This is a genomic window from Bacillus sp. EU55, assembly GCF_038005925.1.
Lineage (GTDB): Bacteria > Bacillota > Bacilli > Bacillales > Bacillaceae > Bacillus > Bacillus velezensis.
In genome coordinates, this window is sequence record NZ_JBBOUE010000001.1 from 3,310,492 (window position 1) to 3,329,178 (window position 18,687).

The 18,687-nt window shown below is 47.7% G+C and carries 16 protein-coding genes and 2 pseudogenes; 3 read left to right on the forward strand and 15 right to left on the reverse strand.

Annotation, left to right across the window (positions count from 1 at the left end; all coding sequences use genetic code 11):
- The 14 genes and pseudogenes from NYE50_RS16905 to NYE50_RS16970 all read right to left on the reverse strand — a co-directional run bounded on the left by NYE50_RS16905 (nucleotide 1) and on the right by NYE50_RS16970 (nucleotide 14,847).
- Nucleotides 1–552, reverse strand: coding sequence for a cysteine hydrolase family protein (locus NYE50_RS16905; protein WP_003152033.1), 552 nt, complete (start codon nucleotides 550–552; stop codon nucleotides 1–3).
- A 96-nt stretch (nucleotides 553–648) separates the two neighbouring features.
- On the reverse strand, nucleotides 649–1,047 hold the full coding sequence (locus NYE50_RS16910; protein ID WP_003152031.1) for a YueI family protein: 399 nt from the start codon (nucleotides 1,045–1,047) through the stop codon (nucleotides 649–651).
- Between the two features lie 65 nt (nucleotides 1,048–1,112).
- Nucleotides 1,113–1,361, reverse strand: coding sequence for a YueH family protein (locus NYE50_RS16915; RefSeq protein ID WP_003152028.1), 249 nt, complete (start codon nucleotides 1,359–1,361; stop codon nucleotides 1,113–1,115).
- Between the two features lie 71 nt (nucleotides 1,362–1,432).
- Complete coding sequence (locus NYE50_RS16920; protein WP_014418768.1) at nucleotides 1,433–1,654, reverse strand: spore germination protein; 222 nt, start codon at nucleotides 1,652–1,654, stop codon at nucleotides 1,433–1,435.
- A 61-nt stretch (nucleotides 1,655–1,715) separates the two neighbouring features.
- A complete protein-coding gene (locus NYE50_RS16925; RefSeq protein ID WP_014418769.1) occupies nucleotides 1,716–2,822 on the reverse strand; it encodes an AI-2E family transporter in 1,107 nt (368 codons plus the stop codon).
- A gap of 135 nt (nucleotides 2,823–2,957) precedes the next feature.
- Complete coding sequence (locus tag NYE50_RS16930; RefSeq protein WP_159354533.1) at nucleotides 2,958–3,194, reverse strand: DUF2642 domain-containing protein; 237 nt, start codon at nucleotides 3,192–3,194, stop codon at nucleotides 2,958–2,960.
- Nucleotides 3,195–3,331: 137 nt separating this feature from the next.
- Nucleotides 3,332–3,862 (reverse strand): HD domain-containing protein, encoded by a 531-nt coding sequence (locus NYE50_RS16935; RefSeq protein ID WP_007613450.1) that lies wholly within the window; start codon nucleotides 3,860–3,862, stop codon nucleotides 3,332–3,334.
- 164 nt (nucleotides 3,863–4,026) lie between these two features.
- Nucleotides 4,027–4,758 (reverse strand): (S)-benzoin forming benzil reductase, encoded by a 732-nt coding sequence (locus NYE50_RS16940; protein WP_021495370.1) that lies wholly within the window; start codon nucleotides 4,756–4,758, stop codon nucleotides 4,027–4,029.
- A 60-nt stretch (nucleotides 4,759–4,818) separates the two neighbouring features.
- Nucleotides 4,819–5,292 (reverse strand): type VII secretion protein EssA, encoded by a 474-nt coding sequence (gene essA / locus NYE50_RS16945; RefSeq protein ID WP_021495371.1) that lies wholly within the window; start codon nucleotides 5,290–5,292, stop codon nucleotides 4,819–4,821.
- A 7-nt stretch (nucleotides 5,293–5,299) separates the two neighbouring features.
- Nucleotides 5,300–8,411, reverse strand: a pseudogene (gene esaA / locus NYE50_RS16950) (type VII secretion protein EsaA).
- A pseudogene (essC, locus tag NYE50_RS16955) lies at nucleotides 8,408–12,883 on the reverse strand (type VII secretion protein EssC). The pseudogenes esaA and essC overlap by 4 nt, the downstream one beginning before the upstream one ends.
- Before the next feature lie 54 nt (nucleotides 12,884–12,937).
- On the reverse strand, nucleotides 12,938–14,224 hold the full coding sequence (essB, locus tag NYE50_RS16960; protein WP_159354534.1) for a type VII secretion protein EssB: 1,287 nt from the start codon (nucleotides 14,222–14,224) through the stop codon (nucleotides 12,938–12,940).
- 14 nt (nucleotides 14,225–14,238) lie between these two features.
- Nucleotides 14,239–14,478, reverse strand: a complete 240-nt coding sequence (locus NYE50_RS16965; RefSeq protein WP_003152015.1) for an EsaB/YukD family protein — start codon at nucleotides 14,476–14,478, stop codon at nucleotides 14,239–14,241.
- A 75-nt stretch (nucleotides 14,479–14,553) separates the two neighbouring features.
- Complete coding sequence (locus NYE50_RS16970) at nucleotides 14,554–14,847, reverse strand: WXG100 family type VII secretion target (RefSeq protein WP_003152013.1); 294 nt, start codon at nucleotides 14,845–14,847, stop codon at nucleotides 14,554–14,556.
- 315 nt (nucleotides 14,848–15,162) lie between these two features.
- On the opposite strand from NYE50_RS16970, the gene NYE50_RS16975 reads away from it, so the two are divergent.
- The 3 genes from NYE50_RS16975 (at nucleotide 15,163) to NYE50_RS16985 (ending at nucleotide 18,422) form a co-directional block, all read left to right on the forward strand.
- Nucleotides 15,163–16,392: a PucR family transcriptional regulator gene (locus NYE50_RS16975; RefSeq protein WP_014418775.1), complete on the forward strand. Its 1,230-nt coding sequence runs from the start codon at nucleotides 15,163–15,165 to the stop codon at nucleotides 16,390–16,392.
- A 103-nt stretch (nucleotides 16,393–16,495) separates the two neighbouring features.
- Nucleotides 16,496–17,626 (forward strand): alanine dehydrogenase, encoded by a 1,131-nt coding sequence (gene ald, locus NYE50_RS16980; RefSeq protein ID WP_003152011.1) that lies wholly within the window; start codon nucleotides 16,496–16,498, stop codon nucleotides 17,624–17,626.
- A gap of 118 nt (nucleotides 17,627–17,744) precedes the next feature.
- A complete protein-coding gene (locus NYE50_RS16985; protein WP_095060619.1) occupies nucleotides 17,745–18,422 on the forward strand; it encodes a YukJ family protein in 678 nt (225 codons plus the stop codon).
- A gap of 44 nt (nucleotides 18,423–18,466) precedes the next feature.
- On the opposite strand, the gene NYE50_RS16990 is transcribed toward NYE50_RS16985, so the two are convergent.
- A complete protein-coding gene (locus tag NYE50_RS16990) occupies nucleotides 18,467–18,682 on the reverse strand; it encodes an MbtH family protein (RefSeq protein WP_224987998.1) in 216 nt (71 codons plus the stop codon).
- Between the last annotated feature and the right edge of the window lie 5 nt (nucleotides 18,683–18,687).

Below are 18,687 nucleotides of genomic sequence, written 5' to 3' on the forward strand. Positions count from 1 at the left end.
TTACTCTGCCACTTGCGCTCCGATGCTGTTCTTAAAATGGGACAGGGCCCATTCATGCCCTTCCGGATTAAAGCTGGCCACAGCGTTTTGATGAATGACGATCTGAAAGCCCTTGTTGTAGGCGTCAACCGCCGTGTGAAGAACGCAGATGTCCGTGCACAGGCCCGCAAGATGCAGCTCAGTGATCTGCCGTTCCCGCAGTTTCAGCTCTAAATCCGTTCCCGCAAAAGCAGAATATCTCGTTTTTTCCATATAATTTACGTTTTTTGCGTGTTTATGTTTCTCATAAAGAGGCGATAGCCTTCCGTACAGCTCTTTGCCCTCCGTGCCGTTGATATTATGCGGAGGAAACAGGCGTGTCTCGGGATGAAAATCATCGTCTGCATCATGCGAATCTACCGCAAAGACAACGTAATCACCGTTTTCTATAAATGCTTGCGTCAAACTGACAATCGTATCTTCAATCTGTCTCGCGGGTTCTCCGCAGGTTAATGCCCCGTTCTCTGCTGCAAAATCATTCGTATAATCAATGCATATAAATGCTTTTTTCATAGCCGGCCTCCCCGCCATTCATATGAAAACCATTATATCCTATCTCCACTTGTAAGTGAATTGGCATTGTAAAATGACAAACGGTGTTTTGCCCTTTTAAGATTTCAGGAGTGAGCGCTGAAAAATGTCATCCTGTACGTAAATGCCGTCAAGGTTCACGGCATAATCGGCGGCAAAAACCAGGCCGAGCGGCGTTTCGAATTGAAGATCCGATATGACGGAGCTTCGGACACCGGCAAGTGCGGCAAGCTTCATATATGGTGAATAAGCATGATACGGGAGCCTTCCGTTTATATAGAGCACCGCGTCTTTTCGGCTTTTCAGCGCCTGTTTCACTTCTTCATACGGCTGCTTTTGCAGCACCTGCCCCTTCGTCAGGGCAATGATGACTCTTTCACGCAGCGAGCCTAAAAATAAATGGCGTTCATCCGGTTTCGTCTGCAGAGGGCCGTACATCCCCTGCTGTAAATAAAGGTCAACCGTTTTGTCGCTCATCGGCCTGTCCCTCCTCAGCTTGTTTTACAATTATCGCCCCGGACGGGACGCGGTAAACCGCTTCGTTACATTTCAGCCACCCAATGGGAGATCTTGCCGGCGAGCTCTCCGGCGGGCTCTTCTTCAATCAGCTTGCTGAATGATTGTAAAAGCCGCTGCGCCAGCGCCTTTTTCTCTTCCTCATAGGAAATGATCGTGCTCCACTCAAGTTCCGGAACGGCTACAAGGGTATGCTGTTCTTTTTTATTTTCATGCAGATATACATCACCGATCATTCCGGACTGCACGGTAATATTCGCTTTTCTGATTTTCATAAAAATTCCCCTTTTATAAAGACTGATTCTATTATACTACAAAAAAGCGACAGCCTCCTAAAAGGAGGCTGTCACGCGTTGAACCAATCAGGTTCGTCAAACACATCGATGTCTTCAAAGCGCGTTTTGCTGAATTTATTAGTGACTTTGATAAAATCTCCGGAATGAAACGCCCCTGCCCCCGCGCCTGAGTGGTCAACGGCTTTGGGAGAAATGGCAAACACGTCACCGAAGCTCGCCGCAGCGTCTCCGGCTAAACTCATAATATAAATCGGTCCCACAATTGCAGGCATACCCACACCTCCGCTTTTCTTTACAGCATTTTATGCGCTGCATCGGGAGTTGTGCCCGTTTTTATTTCGGCTTGCGGCTGTCTTCGAGCTTTGACCGCTGACGAAGTTTGATAAGCCGGACGATATTTAAGACGAAAGCTTTTAAAACCGCGTAAACCGGCACGGCCAGAATCATTGCGAGAATGCCGCCGAAACTGCCCGCTCCGATAAGCAGAAGAATAATGGTGAGCGGGTGGGTATTCAGCCGTTTCCCGATGACAAGCGGAGAAAGCAGGTTCCCGTCAAGCTGCTGGACGACAACGACAACAATAACGGCAAACAGCGCCTTAGCCGGCGAATCCATAAACGCGATAATCACCGCGGGCGCCGCCCCGAGAAACGGCCCCAGGTACGGAATGATATTGGTGACGGCGATCACCATCCCGAGAATTAACGCATACTGCAGGCCGATGATCCAATATCCGATAAAGCATGCCGTTCCGACAAAGAGACAAATCAGCAGCTGGCCTTGGAAATAGGCGGCCAATGTGACATATAAGTCGTTAAATATTTTCCTGCCTTCCGCCCGGTAGGAAGAAGGCAGGATTTTGACTGCCAAGAGCGGAAACCGCCGGCCGTCCTTCAGCATATAAAACAAAATGAACGGAACGGTGATCACGACAAGCGTGATATTCGTAACGACGCCGAACACGGCCGACAGGCTTGCCGTAATATTTTGCGGAAGGCTTTGTAAAAATCCCGTCAGAGACTGCTGGATTTTTTCTATCGACACATAATCCTGCGTCATCATCCACGTAAACCATTTGGAATGGGATAATTGCGCCGTCAAGACTTGAATCTGATGAATGTAATCAGGGAAATTGTTAATCAGCCCCGTGACCTGGGAAGCCACAATCGGTCCGATGGCGGTGAACATAAAGGCAATCAGGCCGATGAAAACGAGATAAATGAGCAGGATCGCCAATGTCCGGGGGATTTTTTTCTCAAGCAGGCGCACGATCGGATTAAAAATGAAAAACAAAATGCCCGAGATCAAAATCGGGAAAAACAGAGTGGTGATAAAACCGAAAAACGGCTGAAAAATAAACGAGACTTTCGTTGATACGTAAATAATGAGCAAAACGAGCAAAATTTGCAGCGTCCAAAAATGGACCTTTGATTTCAACAAGCGGTTTCCTCCTATTGTTATGTGAACTTGTACTGTGATTGTACCAAAAAAAGCCGCCGTGCATCTATGTATCTCAAAAAGAAAACGCACCGGGGTTCTATAGGGCCGCCTCCGGTTTGCGCCTTATTCGGGCTGTTACACGCGTTCGGTATAATCAGGCATGACGGAAACCACATGGCGGTTTCTGATATAAAATACACGGTCATGCGTTTCTTCAATGGCGATGTGATCCGGAGCGGCATCAATCAGCCGTCCTCTGATAATGCGTCTGACGGTTTGAATAATAAACCTTGAGCCGATAAGCTTATGGATGGTCTGATAAACGTAAGGGTCCACTAACGAGACGATTTGCGGGCCTCCTTGTTGGGCCATTTTCGCTGATCCCCTTTACTATGTTTTCCTTCAGCATATGCAGCGGACAAAGGCTTTGACACAGTACGTCTATCGGAGCGGAAAAGGTGTTAGTGAGCATGCGGAGTTATGTAAGCGGAAAAGGCCGCATGAGTGGCCTAGACTGAGCTTCTTATGGGATATTGGGCTTGGTCAATTAACTGATCAAGCTTTTGGATTTGTTTGAGCGCGGCCGTGTGATCCATTTGGCGGTAATGGTGATGTCCGCCGGGTTCTTCATCGAGTTCATCCGCTTGTTTCACGATTTGCTGGAGCGTATTCTTGTCCAGTTCGCCTTCAGGCAGATAGGAATCGGTGTGAAGCAGAATCGCCAGCGCAATGTCCTTCGCCGCTTTCGGTTCTTCACCGAGCCGGATGAGCAGCTTATGCGCCCGTTCCGCGCCTTTAATGGCATGGATATCGTTTCTTCTGTACTTTTCATAATCCCATTTGCCGTCTGTGTACCATTCATAATGGCCGACGTCATGCAGTAAAGCCGCTTTCGCCGCCAGATCCGGGCTGACACCTGCTTTTACGGCAAGACGGTATGCATGAAACGCGCAGGCGATCGCATGGGCGACACCGGAACGCTGTAAATACTTTTGTGCGATTGGATGGGTGAAGACATCCATTAACGTTACATTTCTCATGGAAACCCCTCCTTATTTATATTTTTAGAATCCTAACATAAATCGAGAAGAAACTCAATTCATCTGATACATTTCTTATACCCCTTATACGTTGTTTCATTCATCATATGCCGCCGGACTCCGAAGTGATTGTACAAACAAAAAAGAGCAGCGTGAACGCTGCTCTACAAAAATTCTTTGATATCGTATATCCGTCCGTTTTCCGGCTCGCCCGCGATCAGTGAGTGAATGACGCCGGCGATGTATTCAGGACTTCTGAGGTTTTTCGTTTCTTTCAGATTGCGGAACCGTTCGATGTCATGAAAATCTTCTTTTGACGAAGAACGGATGACAGCCTGCATGTCTGTATCCATCACTCCCGGCGAGAATGATATCATGCGGACCGGCAGCTCTTCATCTTCCTGTTCAAACCCGAATGTTCTCGTAAACATCTCAAGCCCCGCTTTTGAGCTGCAATACGCGCTCCAGCCTTTATAAGGATTTTTCGCCGCGCCCGATGTGATGTTGACAATTGTTTTGCTGCCGCTGAACGCTTCGAAACGCTTTGTGAACATTTGGCTGAGCAAAACGGGCGCCGTCAGATTAAGGGTGTAATGACGGTTCAATTCTTCGGCGGAAGCCTCTTTCGCCCGCTTGATCGGTTCCACCATTCCGGCATTGTTGATCAGTGTGACGGCGGAGTACCCCTTCTCCTCTGCTTGATCAAGAATCGCCTTCATCTGCCGCCCGGTATCTGCCAGGTCGGTTAGATCAACACTGTATTCTGTCAGTCCCTCGCGCTTTTCCCCGCTTATCGTTCTTGAAAGCGCGGCGACTTCGGCTCCTTCTTGAAGCGCCTGTTCCGTAAGTGCCCGGCCCAAGCCTTTTGACGCGCCTGTTATAAGAAAAAACTGCATGAAACTCCTCCTTTTTTTCTTATTTTACGGGCTGTCTTCCCGCAAACACAAGCGATTCGTTTACCGCTTTGCCTTTTCCTGCGCCGTGACTTTCGGGATCAGATAGATCATGGCCGCAATCCCAAGGAGGATCAAGACGGCATAAATGACAGGCAGCAGAAAAGAAGTCTTTTTCTCTTCCGTTTCCATATCTGCCGAGGTACGCCTCACCGCCGGCTCGGCAAATGTGATACCCAGTTTTTTCGATTGCGCTTTGATCGTATTCGGCTCCGTGTCTGACGATGTAAACAAATTTGATATCAGTTTGTCATCCGGGTTTTCGGCCGGCTGATCAAACGTGATATCCTTCTGTTCTTTCGGAAGCGCCGTTTTTTCCTCAGAGTAGGCATCGTCGTGCAGGTAATCCGTACGAATTTCAATGTCTTTCTTTTCATATTCATTCGGCTTGACATCAGTATTTTCCTCATTCGCGGCTGCGGCTTGGGGAAGGAAAAGGAAAAAGGAGAGAGCAAACAGCAGCAATCCTTTTTCCATGAACGTGTTACGCCTCATAAGACTGATCACTTTCCTCCGTTTTTTCCGCAAACAGCCGAATGACGAGCGGAAGCGCCGCCGCAATCAGCGTAATGATCGCAAGAACCGTTACCCCCATCGCAAACAGATGGCCCGTTCCGTATTGAATATCGATATAGACTTTCGAAACCGGACTGTCAAAGGTGAAGTTCGGCATAATCAGGTCGATCAAAGGCGCCACATAAAAGAGAATGAGCGCTGATGATGCGATCCATCCGGTAATCGAGCTGAAGACAAAGGCTGCCCGGATAAAAGCTGAACTCGCCGCAAGCAAGAGAATCGTAAAGACTGACCATTTAATCGTCTGATCGTCCGGAAGCGAGTAGATATTCAGACCGAACAGACTGATCATCAATCCGACCATAATGTTTAAAATCCCAAAGAGCGCGCCTTTGACAAGAAGCGGCGCCTGCTGATAATACGAGCTGAAATAGCCGATCAGAAGACTGCTGATCAGGACGATCACCAAAATGACGACCGGCGGAACATTCTGAACCCGGTCTTCCGGCACCTCTCCGCTGATTTTAAGCGGGTTGGCGAGATAATCATAAACGTAGCCGTTTTCCTGTCCGTCAACGAGCGCGTTCCCTAAAATGCCGTACACGTCATTTCTGATCAATTTCGTCGAATCGACGTTTTTGCCCCAGTTACTGTTCAGGGTGTCAGCTTTTTGCTGGACGTCATTTACGCTTTGCTGCATATTGTCGGTATAGCTGATGATGCCGGACTGGCGTTCTGACAGATGGCCCATCGTGTCAGACATTTGCAGGACTTCGCGGCCGACGGTATCCTGAGCGCCGAGCGCCATCGTTCCGGTTAATCCGTCTCCGCTGAACGCGGCCGCTTCCTGCACAGCGCCTTCAGCCAGCTGATCGGATGCTTTCGCCGCGCTGTCTGAAATGCTGGCGAGCTCATCGAGCACTCCGGCTTGTTCATCTCTGATATACGAGCTGTAGTTATCCGAGAATTCGGTCATGCCTTTAATGAAATTGCTGATGTCTTCATCTGTCTGCATCTTGTTGTTTTTCAGGTTTTCCCAGCTTGCCGTTTCCACCGGTTTGATGGCGAGAACGGTTTGAACTTCGCCTTGCTGGGCTTTCAGCACCCTGTTTTTCACATCAGGCAGCGAGCCCGCGTCAAGAGAGTGATAGAGTGTCGCCTCATACAGGGATAAATCATTATAGTAACTCATTAAATCGGATATTTCTTTTGTATTGATGACAGCGGTAAATATCTGTTCAAGAGCAGATTTGCGGCCGCCATCCAATGACGGGTAGTTCAAAATGTTCTGTTCTTACAATCATTCTGTAAATGGTATTGAAGTCTTGTTTTCTCTTTTCTTCCAATTCTTCCAGCTTTTTCTTTGCGCGTTTTTTGACGTCATCAATCTGGTCTTTAAGGCCTTGGATTTCTTCATCAAGAGCATCGAGACGTTTTTTCAGTTCTTCATTATGAGTCTGCTGTTTTTCTTCCAGCTCTTTTTCAATTTGCTGAATGCGCTCTGCGGCTTGGTTCAGCCTTTCTTTCGCCTCAGATATGTCTGTGCCTCCGTCCCCTTCAGAATCGTTCGGATCGTCCGCCGGCTCATCAGCAGGCGGAGTGACGTTTTTAGCGGCTGTCGCGGTCTGGACGGTTTTTGGCTCCTGATCGCCTGTGTTATCAGAAGCAGGCTGCTCTTCTTTTGTGCCGTCTTCCGTTTTTCCGTCTTCTCCGGGATTCGTTCCGTTATTCGGATCGGTATCGCCGGAGTTTTCACCGTCATCGCCTTGGCCCGGGTTTTCGGGTTCCGGTTTTTCTTTTTCCGGTTCTTTTAATCCGTCAGAAATGTGATTGATTTCAGCGGAGATGCGTTTTAACTCGTCACGCTGATCGTCAAGGTCAATTTTCAGATCGCCGGGTTTTTCTTCTTCCGGTTTTTCTTCTTCTTTCGGTTCATCCGAGCCGTCATCCCCCGGGTCCTTTTCCGGAACGGTTAATGCCTGCCGATCCCTTTTCATAAGGGTTTGGATGCTGTTCAGTGTTTCAAATCTTGCTTGAGCTTTATATTGAGTCAAATAATTGTCCAGTAAATTGGATTGAATATTCGCCATCCCGCGTTCCTGATCAGGAACCTGCGCTTCTCTCACCTGTTGGGCGGCAAAAAGAGCCGATCCCGTCTGGGCAAGCTGTGTCTGCGCCTGGTTTATGCCTGAAGACAGCCCGCTCATCATCGTGCTGAACTGGTTGGCGGCCTGCTGTGCTTTAATGGCATTCAATCCGGTTGTGATTTGCTTTTGATTTTGTTCCTGCGCGGCCATCAGCAGTTTTTTCTGATTTTCTTGATATTGTTTATAGCGCTCGACCGTATCGGCAAAGTCTTTGAGCGTGGTTTTGGCTTCATCTGCCGAGGTCAATTTTTCTTTTGCCGCGCCCTGCGCTTCATTCATTGATTTTTTCAGTTCGTCAATCAGGTCTTTTTGCCGTTTGATTTCACCTGCCAAGTCATTGGAGCTCGGCTTGTAAAAATTGTACATAACGTTTTGAAATTCTGATTCTTTATTGACGATCTTGTCAAAATCGCCTCGGACATTGTTCACTTTTTGTGAGACGAAATTCCAATATAATGCCGACATTTTTTTATTCATTGATTTTTGGGCGTCTTCTAGCTCACGCTGCACTTTTTCTTTGTTGACGGCGTTCAGGTTGCTTTGAATATTGAATGTCAGCGTGGCTTTTTGCGGACGCTCCTTGTCATAGCTTAAGATATCTTTTGAAAAATCGGATGGAATGTAAACGACGGCGTCATACTTCTTAGCCGCCAGGCCGTTTTCAGCCGCGCTCCTGTTGACAACCGTCCATGAATAATCCGGACGGCCGCCGAGAGCGGCCGCTACTTCTTTGCCGAAATGGACGGATTCCTCTTCCTCATTTTCATCTGTTTGTAAGCCCATGTCTTCATTCACGACTGCGATTTGGCGGGTGGCGTTGATTTTTTGTTTTCCCGGGTCATCGCCGATAAACCGGAAAAACAGCACCGGCAGCAGCAGAATGATGACGACCGCGGCTATTAATTTGATCAGGCTTTTTCGTTGTTCAGTCATCTGACGGCCTCCCTTTCCGCTGAACATAAAGGTATTTGGATTTTTTGCTCCTTCCCGTTTTCAACCAAATAGCCGAAGCCCGGCTGAATGTCCGGTTCCTGCCTTTGGTAAGGCAGCGGAATGACATTTTGTTCGGATTTTTTCACAAGCAGCATCGCGTGGCGGATCTGTTTCATTTCCGTCGTTAAGGAATCATAGCCTTTTGAGAATTCGCTGTGATTGCCCGCCGGAATAAAACTGAAGCCCACATGCGCGTAAGATTTCATAAACATCGCCAGTTTGTCCTGAATGGCGGTGTCGATCGTCTGCTGGAATCTTGTAATGCCGTCGGCCATTAACACGACCGGAGAGAAACTGAGTTTGTGCACATCGCCATTTTTGACGGCCTGCGCATACTGAGCTTCGCGCTCCGTGAAAATGGCTTCTGCCGTTTCGATCCACTGCCGGACGTCTTCTTTTGTGTCCAGATAGCTGACCTTTGTTTCCTGCGCATACTGCGACAGTCCGCGGTCAATCGAGTCAAACAGCCCGACCCGTTCCGTACCTTCACGCAGCAGGTGATTCAGCATCACTTTCAGGATGTTTGTTTTTCCACGCTGTGTCTGGCCCAAAATAAGACAATGTTTATTTTTGCCCAGATCAAAGTACACAGGGCTGACCTTTTCCTCATGAAGCCCGACAGGAATGCGGAACGGTTCTTGTTCCGGGCCGAGACGGAGTGAAAATTCGCCGGCCGTCAGCCTATCCGGAAGCATCGGAATCGGGTCTGGGCCGGCTGTTCCGGCGTGGCGTTCAGCTAATGCTTTGACATCGGCTTTCAGCGCCTGGAACATCTCGAGGTCATTTTCCGCTTCAGCCGGAAGAAACATTTGCGCGAAATACAGTTCTTCTTTTTGGATCATGACGCGGCCCGGGATCGGTTCGAGACTGAACGGCGGACGCCCGTAAATGGAGTATCCTTCTGACTGATCCATTAAATAATGGACGACTTTCGTTTTTATGTTGTTTAACAGCGACTGGCGGACGGCGTTTACCCTCGTTGCGGTCAGCAGGAAGTAAATGCCTAAGCTTTGCCCGTCGCGTGAAATCTGGATAAATTCGCTTTCCAATTCATGCATTTCATCTTTTACGATGTCGAAATTGTCAATTGTGATAAATATAAACGGCAGCTCTTCTTCACTGAGCGAATTGTACATTTTGATATGGCTGACTTCTTTTTCTCTGAACAGCCGTTTCCGCCGCTCGATTTCTTCCTTGATGCGGATCATGAATTTTTCGATCTTTCTCATTTGATCCATTAAGAAATAGTCTGCGGTGTGCGGAAGCTTTGCCAATGGCAGAAGCGTGCCGTTTCCGAAGTCAAAGATGTACATATGAAGCTCTTCCGGCGTGTATCCTTCCGCGAAGTTCATCAGGAAGGTGATGGCAGCCACTGACTTGCCGTAGCCGGATGAGCCGAAAATGCCGATGTTGCCGTCATCCATCATCGTATAAGCGAGAGGCGCCTGTCTTTGCTGATCAGGCTCATCCACGCAGGCGATGAAGAAGCGGTCTTTTTCCTGCGCAGGGTAAAGCGTGCGCGGGATACGTTCGGCAAGCGGCGGAAGCCACGGGCTCGGCAGCTTTTCAATGCCCATTTCATTTTGAATCCGCTCGATTTCTTCGACTACGGCTTCTATTTCTGCCGGGGCGTCTTTTTTCGCCGCATCATCCGCGTCCACCTCAGACAGCGGAATTAAGCCGGTATCGGTAACGATGGCAATGTCATCCTCGGTGCCGTATACATCTTCCATGTAAGGCGCGCCGCTCCAGGCAGATTGGAACTGCTCATACACTTCGTTATTTCCGACTTGCAAGTAGCCGCGTCCGGTGACCGTAATATTTGCCGCATCACTGTTTTTCAGGATTTCTTTACTGTCACTTGCATCCTGCACTTTCAGCGCGACCTTAAAGCGTGAGTTGCTCCATATTTGGTCGTCAATGATGCCGCCCGGCTTTTGCGTGGCGAGAATTAAATGCACACCAAGGCTCCGTCCGATGCGGGCCGCGCTGACAAGCTCCCTGATAAAGTCAGGCTCTTCGCTTTTCAACTCGGCGAATTCATCTGAAATCAAAAACAGGTGCGGCATCGGAATATCCGTTTCTCCCTGTTTATACAGCTTTGTATAGTCATTGATGTGATTGACGCGATATTGATCAAACAGCCGCTGCCGTTTTTTCAGCTCGCTTTTAATGGATGCAAGCGCCCTGATACTGAAGTTTCTGCTTCCTTCAATATTCGTGATGGTTCCGAGAAGGTGCGGCATCTTGCGGAACGGCTGGGCCATTCCTCCGCCCTTATAGTCAATCAGCAAAAACGCCGCTTCATGCGGGTGGAAATGAACGGCCAATGACAGGATGTACGTTTGCAGAAATTCACTTTTCCCGGAGCCGGTTGTTCCCGCCAGCAATCCGTGCGGCCCGTGCGCTTTTTCATGCAGGTTTAAATAGACGATGTCGTCTTTTCCTTTATAGCCGATCGGAACAGCCAGCGATTTTGCAGACTCACTTGTCTCCCACTTCTGCCTGATGCCGATTTCTTTTACTTCCTTCGCATGAAACAGCTCCAGAAATGAGACCGTTTCAGGAATGGAATTCGTCATTCCGACCTGATGGTGCAATGTCCGAAGCGTCCGGGAAAACCGCTCGTTGTTTGTCCGTTCGTGCCTGTCCAGCTTAAACGGGATCTGTACCGCTTTTTTCTGCTGAATGAGAATGTCTCCCTCATCTTCATTAATGTAGCGGACGAGGGTGTGAATGTTTTCCGCCAGGCTTTCCTTCGTTTCCGCGGCGATGATTGCCGAGATGCCGAGATGCTCATGCCGGCCTTCGATATATTCTAAAATGACGTGCTCTGCGATCAGCTGCTGATTTGTGATGACAAAGACAAAATGCGGCTGGAAGATCTTCTTTTCTTTATCTTCTTCCAAATCCCGCTCATGCAGCAGCTCGTAAATGGACGATAACAATTGATCGCGGGTCTGTTCATTGTAAATAAATCCTTTCGCATACATATGAGGCAGCTGAAATTGCGGCAGCCACTTCATCCATTCCCATTCCTTATATTCGTCCTCATGAAAGATAAAGACAAATCGCAGGTCATGGTAGCTGTTGAAGAACGCGAGCTGGCCGATCAGCTGGTGAATTTCATTTTTGACGATCTGGGGTTTCCCGACAAGCCCCATCGGCCCTTCTTATAAATCAACGGTCACGGGCGCATGGCGGATATCTTTATACACACGCTGCATGTGCTGCGACTGCTCCATCAAGTCATCCACATCACGGTTCGCCAGGTCTCCGCCGCTCATTGAAATCTCGTAGCTTGCCGGGACCGTGCCCGTTCCAAGCCGAAGCATCAGAAAATCCCTGCTTTCCAGCGATTTCTCCCAAATGCGGCCGCTGATTTCAGAAGTTAAATATTTCATTTTTTCAAACGGGGGAAAATGGTGCGTCAGCACTTGCAGCTGTTTTTCCGACAGCGTCTGAAGCTCTTCCCGTTTGCTTTCCAAATACTGCTTGTACACACGCTCCCGTTTTTCCTCCCGTTTTTTCCGCTGGTTTTTTTCACGGAAATACTGCACGGTGGACGTAATGAGAGTCATCATAAACATCGCCAAAGAGACAAGGATGAATATGCCCCTCGGCTGTATAATGGCGACAACCCCCATTACAATCAGCATGACCAAAGGAGGCAGAATGACGAGCCACAGCCCCCGGTTATTCTGTTCGCTTTCCTGCGAGGGAAAGCTGAATGAAACGCGGTCTTCTGGAAGATCGTAGACCATGCGCGGCGTTCTTCGATATTGCGGGTATTTCTTTTTCATTTCGGTGCTTGGTTTTACCGTTTTGGTTAAACCGGTTTGAAGCTTTTCGTGATGAACGACTTCTAAAAGGTCGTCCTCCGTCAGCCTCACACGCAGAAAATTCCACAGCAGCTCATCTCCCGTGCGGAGCCTTTCGGGAGCTTCTGCAAGCTTTCCGTTCACATAAACGTCCTGGCCATCAGGGACGACAGACCAGCATCCTGCCGACTTTCGCAGATAAAAAGCCCCTGTTTGAGCGGAGGACGGCTCTTTGTATATATCCGCTTCCTCTGTTTCTGATGAGAAAACGATCTCATCCTTCCCGCCGATAAAATAGACGGAGGATTCTTCCCGGTCAGGGGTGAGCAGAAGCCGCATCGTCTCTTCTTCAATCCGGCAGGGCATTTCATTTCCTATTGTCAATTCGCCGGCACAGTTATTTCCCAGGAAAACATCATAACGATCTGTTTCTTTTCGATAAAGGGTTGCGGCGTTTTGCCGTAACGGAAGTGTGCCGAACGTGATTGTATCTTTCATATCCGGACCGATCGTAATCGGCTGAGACGGCGGGAGTTCAGACAGCTGAATCTTTTGTACGTGCTCTCGGTAAAAGACCCATAACAGACTCATATGGCGAACCTCCTGACAGCCTGATCGTTACCTGCGGCCATTTGATGTGTGCTGTTATTTTTTTTCATCTTTTTTCTCATCTTTCTTGTCGTTCTCTTTGTTATCTTTCGCTTTGTCTTGTTTGCTTTCATCCTGTCCGGCGGAAGCTTCGGCGGTGTCACCGTTTTCCTTCGCTTCTTTATGCTGTTCCTCCGCCTCTTTTTTCGCCTTCGCAAGCTCGCTTTCCACGGCGTCCAGTTCTTTCTGCTTTTCGTCGTCTTTCATACTGTCATCCGCTAATAATTGCTGTTTATATTTTGTAAGTCCGAGCCAGATGTACGGGTTGTACTCAAGATTGCGGCCGATTTTGATGGCTTCTTCATTTTCCCCTCTGCCGATATCAATCCAATAAAGGAAATGCTTCGGGTCTGATTGCAGCGTGACCAGATTCCCGATGTTTTTCCGTTGCTCTTCCCTCAGATTTTCAACTGCCACATAAGAGGAAGCAAGCTCATACTGCACAGATTCCGGGAGGCTTTCCGCATCGTATTTAGCGAGTGTGTCAATGACTTTGCTGTACTGCTGATTTAAAAAATAGCGGTTGCTTTCTGTAATTGCCTCTTGCTTCGGCTGGGCGAAAAACAGAACGTATAAGGAGTAAAGAAGTGTCGGCACAAGGAGGACGGCAATCGCCAGACCGGCGTATCTTTGGATTTTCCATTTCTTTTTCGGCAGTTTTATGTATGTCTTGTCCCTTTCTTCGAGGGAATCAATTGCGATTTGAATGGTTTCTTCCAGTTCTTCAATCGTCTCCGCCTCTAGCACGCTTTTCACCTCAGGAGAGAAGTGAAGCGTCTCCTTGTACTTCAAATATTCATCGAAGGTGTACGCCCCGTCAGCTGCAAGCGCCGCACAGGCTTTGAGCTCTTTTAACACCCTTTCTCTATCTTCCTCATAAGGCGGAAGGCTCTCCTTTACGCCGTAATGAAGAAAGTAAGGCGTCAGCGCTTTATCAAACACGATATTTTCAGGGGCGGCAATCAGATTGAGACGTTTCAGCTTATGCTGTTTCACGGCTTGGACGAGACGGTAGGCAAATTGCCACCTGCTTTTTTTATCTTTTCCTTTTATATAGCGGAAAGCCTGATAAGAAGAAGGAGGTTTGATTGTGATGGTTACTTCGTCTTCTGAAACTGAGACCTCTTTTTGAAAAAAAGGATCAGCATCTTTAATCACGTTTGCTTCCAGCCCGTCAAGAAGCTTGATTTTTTCCCGCTGGAAGGTGAACGTGAAGCCTGATTCGGTTTCTTCCCGGACGGCGTCTAATTCTGTTTCTAAATAAGATCTGTTATGACCTGTCATTCCACCATGTCCTTTCATAAAATTTCAAGGCGGTCTCCGTTCGTAATGCCGCAGTCAGATAGTTTTTGTTCTCCGGAAAAAACCGTTTCTTTATTGACCACTCTGATCCAATAGCCTTCACGCGGCGGAACGGATACATGCTGAGCCTGCCGGGCAATATCAATGACTTTTTTCACAGAATGGTAATCTGACAATCTGAGATCGAAGACGCTGCCGTTATAATGTGTTAAATCTATTGTAATATCGATATACATATTCATATCACCCTTACATAGAAAGAGCGCCGTCTTCTTGATTGAATCAGGCGCTCCGTTTCTTCATTCATCTTATTATCCGCGAATTTGGTTAGCGATATCTTGGTCAGTAGACTCAAGCGTATTTGCCGTTTGATCGAGCTGATGATTCACATCTTGCAGCAATTCAGACATTTTAATAAATGAAGGTTTCAGCTGCTCATATTGATCCGCAAATGCTTCACTTGAAGCACCTTCCCACATGCCTTTCAAATCAGAAATCATGCGGTTCAGGCGGTCAACCTGATTCATGACTTCCTGACTTTCAACGCCATATTGCTTAGCCATCGCTCTTAGCTCTTCGGGTGTGACACGAATTAATCCAGACATATTCCTTATACCCTCCTGTGTCATCAGCCTAAATATGGGCTAATTCACTTATTTTTTGAACGTCATTATTATAAAAACAACCATTCGGCACAGTCAAACAAATCTGTTTTAATTTTACAAAATGAGTCTTATGATATATTCGATTTTTCGGCACATTTACACATTTTGTAAATATAATAGTATGATTTTCTTATTGTTTTCGATTTCATCGAATGATCTTATTGTCCTAGTCCATTTCCCTGCAAAGATGCCTTTCAGTCTGAAAAGCAAGATGGTAAGATCAAGATATGAAGCTATGAAAAAGTAGGGATACAGATGACCAATCCAAAGGATCCATTTAAGTACAGTTTCGACAGGCTTGAAGATGTTGCCGACCATATCAGTGAAGTTCTTCAATGCCCCATTACAATAGAAGACGTTAATCATAAACTGCTTGCATACAGCACGCACAGCGATTGTACAGATCCGGCCCGGACGTCGACGATTATCGGGCGGAGGGTGCCGGAAAAAGTCATCAACAAACTGTGGAAAGACGGAACCATTCCGGCCCTTTTAAAAACGGACCAGCCGATCAAAGTGAAAGAAATTGACGAGGTGGGCCTGAGCAACCGCGTGGCGATTTCCATCTGGAAAAACAGTCAGGTTCTCGGATTTATTTGGGCGCTTGAGATCAAAAAAAAGCTCAATGACGAGGATCTGAAGACACTTCAGCTGGCAGCCAAAGCGGTGCGGAACAAACTTTTGCACCTGCAGATCCGCAAAACGAAAATCGAAGAGCGGGGCCAGGAGTTTTTTTGGAAAATGCTGACCGGCCATATTTATCAGGAAGCCGAAATGGCCGAAGGGTTTCATAAGCTCGGGATGGCGCTGCCGTCCGTGTTCAGCGTCATGATCATCCGTTTACATGATGAGCTGACTGAAAAGACGGAACAGCAGCTGCAATATTTGCAGGAAACGACACAGCAGATTCATGTCATGCTGGCGACTGTTGATTCAAATGAATTAATCTTATTAGCCGCGCCGAAAACCGATCAGCCTTTTAAAGATTTAAAGCACTTCGCCCTTCATATTCAAAAACAGCTGAAGGAACGATATAAAATTGAGGATGCGTCGATTGCGGTCGGCGGTATTTACGAATCGATTTCTTATGTTTACCGCTCCTATCAGGAAGCGCTTTCCGTATTAAAAGCGAAAGAGCGGTTTGTGAGAGAAACCAAACACCTTTTCAGCTTTTCGGAACTCGGCATTTATCAGTACCTGGATGTGTTGGATGAAAAACGCAAGCACAGCGGCTATATGAACTATTCCCTCTCAAAGCTTGAGCAGTATGACAGGGAGCACCAAGCCGATATGGTAAAAACGCTCGAACATTTTATTGATGCCGACAGCAACGTCAACACTGCCGCTAAAGCGCTTAACATCCATGTCAATACATTGAATTACAGGCTGAAAAGAATCAGCCAGATCGCAGAAATCGACTTAAAAAATGTGAATGAAAAGTTTACGATTTACCTTGATATCAAACTTCGCAGCATGGGTTCGTGAAATTTCACAAATCCGTGTTTTTTTATTTTCTGTTTCAAACAAAGAATTTTCGCAAAAATCGCGCTACACTTGAAGCATCACACAAACATTGGGGGAAACAGACATGATTATCGGGGTTCCAAAGGAAATCAAAAACAATGAAAATCGAGTGGCATTAACACCTGGAGGCGTTTCACAGCTTATCGGAAACGGCCATCGGGTTCTTGTGGAATCCGGAGCGGGACTCGGAAGCGGCTTTACAAATGAAGATTACGTATCAGCAGGAGCGGAAATTCTGGAGGACAGAAAGCAAGTATGGGATGCGGAAATGGTCATGAAGGTAAAAGAACCGCTGGCTGAAGAATATGCGTATTTCCGTCAAGGTCTGGTCTTATTCACTTACCTTCATTTAGCTGCAGAGCCGGAATTAGCTAAAGCGCTTACAGAAAAAGGCGTGACAGCTATCGCGTACGAAACGGTAACGGACGGACGTTCCCTTCCGCTGCTTACGCCGATGTCCGAAGTGGCCGGCAGAATGGCCGCTCAAATCGGGGCTCAGTTTCTTGAAAAACCAAAGGGCGGAAAAGGAATTTTATTAGCCGGCGTACCGGGTGTATCCCGCGGAAAAGTCACAATCATCGGAGGAGGCGGCGTCGGAACAAATGCCGCGAAAATGGCTGTCGGACTCGGTGCCGATGTGACAATGATCGATTTGAACGCAGACCGACTGCGTCAGCTTGATGATATTTTCGGGCATCAGATTAAAACATTGATGTCAAACCCTGTAAATATTGCAGATTCCGTCGCGGAAGCGGATCTTCTGATCTGCGCCGTGCTCATCCCGGGAGCCAAAGCGCCGACTCTCGTTACGGAAGAAATGGTTAAACAAATGAAACCGGGTTCCGTCATTGTTGATGTTGCCATCGATCAGGGCGGCATTGTGGAAACCGTTGATCATATTACAACCCACGATAATCCAACTTACGAAAAACACGGCGTCGTTCACTACGCTGTCGCCAATATGCCGGGCGCCGTACCGCGTACGTCTACGCTCGCATTAACGAATGTAACCGTTCCTTACGCGCTTCAAATCGCCAATAAAGGCGCGGCACAAGCCATTGCAGACAGCCCTGCGCTTAAAGCGGGCTTAAATACGGCTAATGGACATGTCACGTATGAAGCGGTAGCCAAAGACTTAGGCTATGACTACGTGCCTGCTGAAAAAGCAATGCAAGGTTCGGCTGCAAAAGCTTAATAGATATTGAAGAGGACAGCCTGATCAGCGGGCTGTCCTTTTTTCTTTCTCATAAAAGGAAAAACGGCCCCCTGTCTCGAATATCAATTCATATCCCGGAAGAAAAAGGAGGATTCATATGGCTGTTCAGCACTATGGTGTATTAAAAGGCACTGTGTCAGATATGAAAAGGGAAACAGATGATGATTCTCCGCATTTTCAAGTCGAGGTGCTAGGCGAGCCTGATACGCGCTATCGCTGTGCGATCAATGTCATGTCAAGTTCAAAAGAATCAGAGGTTCTGTATGCGGCACGCGATCATTTTGACGAAAGCGCGATCACCCTGCTGCCCAACATTCCGTATGGATATACCCCAATTGATGAAACCAGCCGTGAGCTGGCGCTGGATTATGTCCGCGGCGGATTGTTTGATCCCCGGAACATGGTGCCCCTCCCGCATGAAGTCACCGGTCCGGATAATGACTTAAATGACTTTATTGAGACGTACATGCAAAAAGCCAAATCAGAAAAAGCCACCGTCTATATTTACGGCTCTAAATTCGGGCCGGAGCCGGGCGCTGATAAGATTTTCGGGTTCAAGCCGACAAACGGCATGCATAATATTCATATGAATCAGGGAAACCCAATTGATACACGCTGGAAGAAGGATAACGGAACGTGGCACGACGGCGGTATTTTAATCCAGTTTGCAGACCAGTGGGCCGCGGTCTTTTTGGCTTTTCTGTCTCAGTCATGGTGCACGAATGAAGAAGGCCACCCTTATACATTTTGTGATCATACACAGCTTAACGGCTGATGTCCGCATAAAAAGCCTGCCGAAATAACGGCAGGCTTTTCTTATTACATTTTAGCGGCTTCGGCCTGTTTCAGGCTTTCCGGCCTCATATCACGCCAGTTTGTTTCAATATATTCGAGACAAACGGGGCGGGTTTCATTCGTGAGGCGGGTTTCCCAGCCGTCCGGCACATCCAGATAGGCCGGCCACAGTGAGTACTGGCCTTCAGCATTGACGAGCACATGGTATGAGCCGTCTTCCTGTTCAAATGGATTTGTCATATCAT